Raw genomic sequence first — 7909 nt, 5'->3', positions numbered from 1 at the left:
GATCCAGTATTCTGGTTTACAGTTCGTCCTATCCTTGGAGCTATTGCAGCTTCATTAGCAACTGGTGGTTCAATTATTGCACCATTATTCTTCTTTATCGCATGGAACTTAATTCGTATTGGATTCTTATGGTATACACAAGAATTTGGTTATAAAAAAGGTTCAGAAATCACTAGCGACCTTTCAGGTGGTATTTTACAAACAATTACAAAAGGAGCTTCAATCCTGGGTATGTTCGTAATGGGTATTTTAGTTCAACGTTGGACTAACATTAGTTTCCCATTAGTTGTTTCTAAAGTACAATTAGACGAAAAAGCTTTTGTTCATTTCCCAGAAAAAGGTACACACATAACTGGTGAAGTATTACAAGATATTGTTACAAAAGCAACAAGCGGTAAATTCTCATTAACACCAGAAAAAGTTACAACGTTACAAGATAACTTAAATCAACTTATTCCTGGATTTGCAGCGTTATTATTAACATTCGTATGTATGTGGTTATTAAAACGTAAAGTAAGCCCAGTGGTAATAATCTTCGGATTATTCGCTTTAGGAGTTGTTGCTCACGTAGCAGGTGTAATGTAATAAAGTTTAGGAGGTTGAGTCTAAATATCTCAACTTCCTTTTTTTAAAGATAAAATGTTAAATATAGTTTGAAATTATTATAATTGAGTATAAAGGAGAACAACTTATGGTAATGTCGATGAATTCAAAAGTAGTTTATACATCTAAAGCTAATTGTTTAACTGGATCTATAGGAAATAAACATGGTGATGTTATGATAGGGGATAAGGCATTTGAGTTTTATAATCATAGAAATCCAGAAGATTATATTCAGATACCTTGGACAGAAATAGATAAAGTACGAGCTCAAATATTCTTTAGAGATAAGTATATCCGTGGATTTTTTATAGATACAAAAAAATCAGGGAGTTTCAACTTTATTGTCAAGAATTCTGGTAAATGTTTAAAAGAGATGAGAGAGTTTTTAGGAAATGAGAAGATAGTAAGAAATAAACCAGCGCTGTCGCTAAAAAACTTATTCAAGAAGAAAGATTAATACTTAGATATTAGTCTTTTTTATTTCTGTAAACAAGATTTTTTTCATGAAAACGACTGTAAAATTTAAATTTTTCTTGAATTTTCATGTATTTTATATTACACTATTATTGTATTAAAATAATCAGTATTATAACAGTAGGAAATTGTAGTATTTTATAATAAAGAAAGAGGTACAATAATGGAAATATCATCAAATTCTCCTAGTCGAAAGCAAGGGGTTTTAATGTTTGTAATTCTTATTACTGCATATGTAGTATTTGCAATAAACTGGGTAGCGGGATCAAACTTATCGAAGCAAATAACGGATCACTACTTTAATGGTCAAAAAGTTTCACCTATAATTTCGGAAGTAGTAAACTATACAATAACAATAGCAAGAATTATAGCTAATTTATTAGCAGCATTTATACTAATAAAATTGCACCCAAAAAAAGCTGTAATTTTAGCACTATTTTGCTTATGTTTTTCATTCTTTGCAATTTTTACACATAACTATTGGTTATATACAATTTCAAGAATGATAATGGCATTTGGTGGATCAATGATAATTGTATTTATAAATTCTTTTGTAGCTAAATTCATTCCAAATGATAAAAAAATAATGACTAGTGCAATAATAACAGCAGCTTATAATGTAGGAGCTGCACTGGTAGCAATTTTATTTTTAATATTTAAAGAGCAATTCATAGTAGATTGGCATTATACAATGATTGGATTCAGTATATTTAGTATATTATTATTTATTTGTTGGTTAATTTATTCTCATGACTTTGAGCCGACAATTACATGGAAACACCCAAACTATTTTGTTTATAAATTATTAATAGAGTCAAAAGAAATATTACATGAAGAAGAAACGAAAAAGTACACATATGCTGACGGATTTAAAGATAAATTTATTTATGTATTTTCTTTAGGATTCGGTGGTTTCCTGTTCTTATATGTTATGCCATTGGTCTCACTGCCAAGAGTAGTAGCAGAACACGCTCATAATCCACAATTCAAGCCTGAGTTTATGATATTAACTGTAACTCTTGGAGGAATTTCGGGAACAATATTTAGTCTACTAGTAACGAGAAAATTAAATTTCAGAAGAAAACCCTTCTTAATAGCTCATGGTATTTTAATGATAGGATTTATGGCATTAGGATTGATGTTAGTTTCTACTAATACCGTATTATCATACGTTATGTTTAGCTTATCAGGTTTCTTTATGTATTCACAATATCCGGTATATTTAAACTTACCTTACGAATTACCTAAAATGAATTCTCAAAGATTAACAATTATGTTCGGAATATTCTGGGCATTCGGATATGCAATATATACATTACTTAACTTTTCATGGAGTTTAGTATTGAATAATCTGGGTTATAATGTATCGATTCTATTTTATTTATTGGGTAGTATGATTTATATAATTTTTGTTTTGATACTGCCAGAAACTAGACCTAAAAAATAATTTAAAGTCTTTAGAGGTGAATTTCCCTCTAAAGATTTTTTTGAATTCAGATTAGTTAGGTATATACTTAAAATATATTATGATTAGCAGTAAATAGTAATAGAGGAGCAACTGAATGGGTAAAATCAAAAAAACAGCATTAATTAGAGTAGTAGGAGCATCAGCGCTAACTACAGGATATTATACTTTTGTAAAACCTAGCATGCAAAGTTTAACTATAAATTCTATATTATAAAATACAAAATTATGAGGGATTTAATTTCTAAAATATATAAAAATAATAATAGCTTAAAATATTAGTAGTGATAACTTCATATGTACCCTTTTTATTGGTGATAAACCAGTAAAAGGGGTATTATTGTGAGTTATAGTAAGGGTTTTAAATCAATTACATTTTTAATATATTGAAGCTATGGTATTGAATACATTAAGATGATATAATTGACAGTGAAAGAAGAAATAATAGGAAATAAGAAAGTGGTATAAAATTGAAAAAAATAGCGATAATTCTAATAAGAAAAAACTCAAAAGGATTAGTAGATAAAAATATTAAGTTATTTTGTGGGAAACCTTTATGTTTTTATACAATAGACATAGCCATTAATAGTGGACTATTTGATGAGATATGGATTTCTTCTGATTCTCAAGTATATTTAGATATATGTAAAGAAGAATACGGAGAACAATGTAAATATATAATTCGAAATAAAGAAGTAGCAGCAGATTCTTCAACAACATATGAAACACTGGAGTGCCTATTTAATAATATAAAAGAAGATTTTATATTTATGAATTTACAAGTAACCTCGCCACTTAGAAAGATTGAGCATATAAAAGAAGTTATTAAAATGTTCAAGGATTGTGATCATATAGTGTCTTTTAGCGAACTGAAATATAGTAAGAGTTTGTTTATGAATTTAAATGATGGTTATTTACTACCTTCACGACATGGAGGAGATTATAGAAGGCAAGATGAACCAATTAATATTTATCCTAACGGTTCAATATGGATGTCGACAAAAAATAATTATTTAAGAGATAAAACTTTTTATACAAAAAAAACGAAGGTTTATGAAATGGAAAAGATTTTTAGTTTTGATATAGATGATGAAATTGATTTTTATATTTGTGAAGAGTTATATAAGAATTATATTTTAGAAAATTAAAGAGAATCGCGATTGTTACGCGATTCTCTTTTTATCTTCTTGTATTTTGATTAATAGTACTAGGCGTTCGATTATTATTACCGGTACCTGTACGAGAGTTTGCTTGGCTTTGAGTACGATTAGATTGTGTAGAATTTGTAAGTGAATTAAATACTGTAGTTAAAGGTGAACGATTTTCTCTTTGTTTTTGTGCAATGGCAGCTTGGTAAACAGCATCTTTATCAGTACCGGCATACATATAGTCAGTTTCAGTGTTTCTTTGCTTAGCATATTCAACACCATTTTTTGTTTCAATACCAGCTGGTTTTTCGAATGCAGCAGGTACTTTCTTATCTGATACCTTTTTCATAACATCTGCCATTATAACTTGTGTAGTTTGTGCTTGTTCTGATGACAGTGCTTTTGCAGCCGAATCTACCATATCAGCTCCTTGCCAAACAGCAACTGTGTAGTCAGTTGTGTAACCAATCATCCAACTATCTTTAGTAGAGTTTACAACGTCTATACCATAATTATAGTAAGCAGAATCATCAAATGTACTTGAACCAGACTTACCTGCCATATCGAAGTTTGCTACTTTACCATTTGGAGAAATACCATTACTAGAAAGTACACCTTTTAATACATTTGTTATTAAATATGCAGTCTCTTCTGACATTGCTTTAACAGGTTCATCTTTAATATTAGGTAATTCTTTACCGTTTGCATTAAAGACTTTAACTATAGTAGAAGGTTTATTAAAGTACCCTTTATTACCAAATGAGGCAAAGGCACCAGCCATTTGTAGAGTAGATACGCCATCGACGTTTCCTCCAATAGCAGTAGTTGGTTCATCTTTTGTTACAGGTATACCTAGTTTTTCAGCGAAATGTTTGGATCTTTCGTATCCAACTGTTTCGAATGCACGAACCGCTGGAATATTATAAGACCAAGATAAAGCTCTACTCATAGAAACTGTTCCATGGTAAAGTCTATCCCAGTTTTGAATAAAGAAATTAGTTCCTGCAATTTGATAAGGTGTATCTGAGAATGTTGTTTGCGAGTCCCATCCATAGTATTCGATACCTGGAGCATAGTCAATTAAAGGTTTAATAGATGAACCAGGTTGAACACGGGCATCAACAGCAAAGTTATAGCCACCTGCTTTATAATTTTTTCCACCACCGATAGCTTCAACAAGACCTGTTTTAGTATCTAGAACAGATATTGCAGCTTGAGAAGCATGTGCTCTCATAGGAGCATGTTGAGTATCTAGCATATCTTGAACATATATTTGTAATTCTGGATTTAAATTAGTGTATATTTTTAATCCCATAGAAAGAGGATCTTTAATATTTTCAAAGTTTTGATTTTCTTTCAATTCTTTCGTAATTTGATCTATGTAAGCAGCGAACTTAGGATTGTAAGTATGTTGGTTTGCACGTTCTTCTTTTGTTTTTTTTACTATCCCATCCGTAATTGGTGTGTTAATAGCATCATTATATTCTGCTTCTGTAATTTTATCATTATTAAGAAGTGCGTATAATACTGTATCTCGACGCTCTTTTGCTTGTTTTGGATAATCATAAGGATTATACAAGATAGGTTGTTGTGGCATACCAGTTAAAAGTGCAACTTGAGGTAGAGTTAATTGATCTAATTCCTTGTTATAAAAGTACTTTGCTGCTGTTTTAACACCATATTGACCATCTGAATAGTATATTTTATTCATATACATTTCCATTATATCGTCTTTAGTGTATCTATTTTCTAATTTTAGAGACAGATATGCTTCTTGGATTTTCCTTTGTAATGATTTATCAGATGTAAGTAATGAATTTTTTACTACTTGCTGTGTAATAGTACTTGCACCTTGTTGGGCGGAATTAGAACGAATATTCACAAGTACTGCTTTGATAAGACGAATAGGGTCGATACCTATATGAGATTGGAATCTTGAGTCTTCGGTTGTAAGAACAGCTTCTGTAATATTTTTTGGAATGTCATTAATAGACACGTATTCGCGTTTTTCTGCTCCAACTGTTGCTATTAAATTAAGATTTTTATCATAAATTTCCGATGATAGCGGATCTTGTAAATTAGCCTGGGTAATATCAGGAACATCTTTTAATTCACGAGCAAATAGCATTAATACAATAAAGAATAACACTAAGCAGATTGAAAAAAAGATTGAACTAATATATTTAAATAAAGTTTTCATCTGACGTTAAAACTCACTTTCATTATTTTTTATAATAGTTAAGTAATCTAATCTAATTTTATAGTTAAATGACAACTCGAATGCAGATTCTTCAAATTCACAAAGTTTTATTGATTTTCTACCCCCATTTTTTGCACGTTCATGAAAAAATACAAATTGTTTAAATGGAAGAATATACGTCTTATCGATTTTTTTAAATCTAACGATGATAAAAGTTATACCTCCATGATTTAAGATTTTTTTCATGTGTTCAATTTGGTGTTCATGAATATTATTAAGTGAAAATGATGTAGTAGAGTTAGTTTCTTTAGCTTCAAAATCAATATATTTACCATTCCACAATCCATTATAGTCAGTAGTAGAAGGAGTTTTATAAAATGCTTTAGTAATCATAGCGCTTGCTCTGTTAGGATAATTAACTTCTACTATTTGAATGGGGATAGGTTTTTTATGAATTACTGCAATATCATTATTTAAGTAATATTTATTCGCAAAGTTAATGTCATCCTCGAGTTCCATTCCACGATTAGAATATTTTGTTTTTTGAATAAAATTACTTTTTCTATTAGGATAATTAAACATATATCCCTCCATAAATAATTATCTTATATATTATACTATATTATGAAAGAAATTTGAATTACAAATAGTTGAAATTTAGTATAAATTTAGAACTTATATATTTTAGATTAATTAAGAAGTAATATTAATAAGATGTAAAATTAAATTAAAATATTATTTATAGGTAAAAAGTTGAAAATATTAGCATTATTTACTTTTTATAAGTATAAGATAGTATTTTATAGGAGTAAATGAAATTAGTATTAAAGGTATATTTAAAGGTGCTTATTATTTCTAGATTAAAAGGTAAAACTATTTCTATGGAATTCATATTCTTTAGTACCATATTATTAAAAAAATTTATTTTTTTGAGAAAAATTATTCTAATTGTGGTATAATATAATTAATTTTAAAAATGAGAGGTGGTATTGTTATGAGACAATCAAGAACATTTATTCCAACAACAAGAGAAGTACCATCCTCTGCAGAAGCAATTAGTCATAAGTTGCTTATTAAAGCGGGGATGGTGAAGCAGGTATCTGCAGGAGTTTATACTCATCTTCCCTTAGCAACAAAAGTAATTCAAAAAATCGAGAAAGTTATAAGAGAAGAACATGAAAAAATTGGCGCTGTAGAACTATTAATGCCAATTTTGCAGTCAGATGAATATTGGAAAAAATCTGGACGTTGGAATAAAATGGGTGACGAATTAATTCGTGTTACAGATAGAAAAAATGCAGGATATGCATTAAGTCCAACGGCAGAAGAAATTATCTGTCAAACAGTAAGTAATATGGTAACTTCATATAAACAACTACCAGTGAACTTATATCAAATTCAAACTAAATTTCGTGATGAAATTCGTCCGCGTTTAGGTTTATTACGTTGTAAAGAATTCATTATGAAAGATGGGTATTCATTCCATGATTCACCAGAATCACTTAGAGAAACATATAATGACTATTATCAAGCATATAGTAACATCTTTGATAGATTTGAGCTTAAGTATCGTGCGGTAAAAGCCGATTCTGGTAATATCGGAGGAAGTTATACTCACGAATTCCAAGCCTTAGCAGAAGTTGGAGAGGATACTATTGTGTATACTGAAGAGAGTGATTACGCAGCAAATATTGAAACTGCAGCGGTAGTTGAACAAAACTACACTATGCCTACAGGTTTTGAGAAAAAAGAGCGTAGTTTATTAGAAACGCCAAATCAACAATCTATTGATGATATCGCTGCATTCTGTGGTGTTGAAGTTAACCGTGCTATGAAAGCATTAGCTTTGAAAGCAGATGGAGAATTTTATTTAGTTCTTATGCGTGGTAACGATCAACTTAATGATATTAAATTCATGAAAGCTACAGGAACTTCTGAAGTTGAAATGGCTACTGAACAAGAAATTGAAGAAGTTATGGGTGGAGTAGTAGGTTACATGGGACCATTTGGCATTAAAAA

The 7909-nt window shown here is 29.7% G+C and carries 7 protein-coding genes; 5 read left to right on the top strand and 2 right to left on the bottom strand.

Annotated elements, in window-relative coordinates; all coding sequences use genetic code 11:
* The 4 genes from RWQ73_RS07225 to RWQ73_RS07210 all read left to right on the top strand — a co-directional run.
* On the top strand, positions 1 to 585 hold a 585-nt coding region (locus RWQ73_RS07225), incomplete at its 5' end, for a PTS system mannose/fructose/sorbose family transporter subunit IID (RefSeq protein ID WP_314407668.1).
* Between the two features lie 106 nt (positions 586 to 691).
* Positions 692 to 1060, top strand: a complete 369-nt coding sequence (locus RWQ73_RS07220; RefSeq protein ID WP_314407666.1) for a DUF956 family protein — start codon at positions 692 to 694, stop codon at positions 1058 to 1060.
* A gap of 180 nt (positions 1061 to 1240) precedes the next feature.
* Complete coding sequence (locus tag RWQ73_RS07215; RefSeq protein WP_314407665.1) at positions 1241 to 2524, top strand: MFS transporter; 1284 nt, start codon at positions 1241 to 1243, stop codon at positions 2522 to 2524.
* A 488-nt stretch (positions 2525 to 3012) separates the two neighbouring features.
* Positions 3013 to 3690 carry an acylneuraminate cytidylyltransferase family protein gene (locus tag RWQ73_RS07210; RefSeq protein WP_314407664.1) on the top strand — a complete coding sequence of 226 codons (678 nt, stop codon included), beginning with the start codon at positions 3013 to 3015 and terminating at the stop codon, positions 3688 to 3690.
* 31 nt (positions 3691 to 3721) lie between these two features.
* Here the strand turns inward: RWQ73_RS07210 and RWQ73_RS07205 are convergent, their stop codons facing one another.
* Together RWQ73_RS07205 and recU are read right to left on the bottom strand one after the other, a co-directional pair.
* Positions 3722 to 5890: a transglycosylase domain-containing protein gene (locus RWQ73_RS07205; RefSeq protein ID WP_314407662.1), complete on the bottom strand. Its 2169-nt coding sequence runs from the start codon at positions 5888 to 5890 to the stop codon at positions 3722 to 3724.
* Between the two features lie 6 nt (positions 5891 to 5896).
* Positions 5897 to 6472, bottom strand: coding sequence for a Holliday junction resolvase RecU (recU, locus tag RWQ73_RS07200; RefSeq protein ID WP_314086105.1), 576 nt, complete (start codon positions 6470 to 6472; stop codon positions 5897 to 5899).
* 412 nt (positions 6473 to 6884) lie between these two features.
* Here recU and proS point away from each other — a divergent pair.
* Positions 6885 to 7909: proline--tRNA ligase (gene proS, locus RWQ73_RS07195; RefSeq protein ID WP_314407660.1), on the top strand; the 1025-nt coding region annotated here is incomplete at its 3' end.

The organism is uncultured Gemella sp. (assembly GCF_963525875.1).
GTDB lineage: Bacteria > Bacillota > Bacilli > Staphylococcales > Gemellaceae > Gemella.
This window is presented reverse-complemented; position numbering and strand designations above follow the sequence as displayed.

Bases quoted from the DNA above. Each gene is read 5' to 3' on its own strand.
- RWQ73_RS07220 (WP_314407666.1), top strand. From the start codon at position 692: ATGGTAATGTCGATGAATTCAAAAGTAGTTTATACATCTAAAGCTAAT.
- RWQ73_RS07215 (WP_314407665.1), top strand. From the start codon at position 1,241: ATGGAAATATCATCAAATTCTCCTAGTCGAAAGCAAGGGGTTTTAATG.
- RWQ73_RS07205 (WP_314407662.1), bottom strand. From the start codon at position 5,890: ATGAAAACTTTATTTAAATATATTAGTTCAATCTTTTTTTCAATCTGC.
- recU (WP_314086105.1), bottom strand. From the start codon at position 6,472: ATGTTTAATTATCCTAATAGAAAAAGTAATTTTATTCAAAAAACAAAA.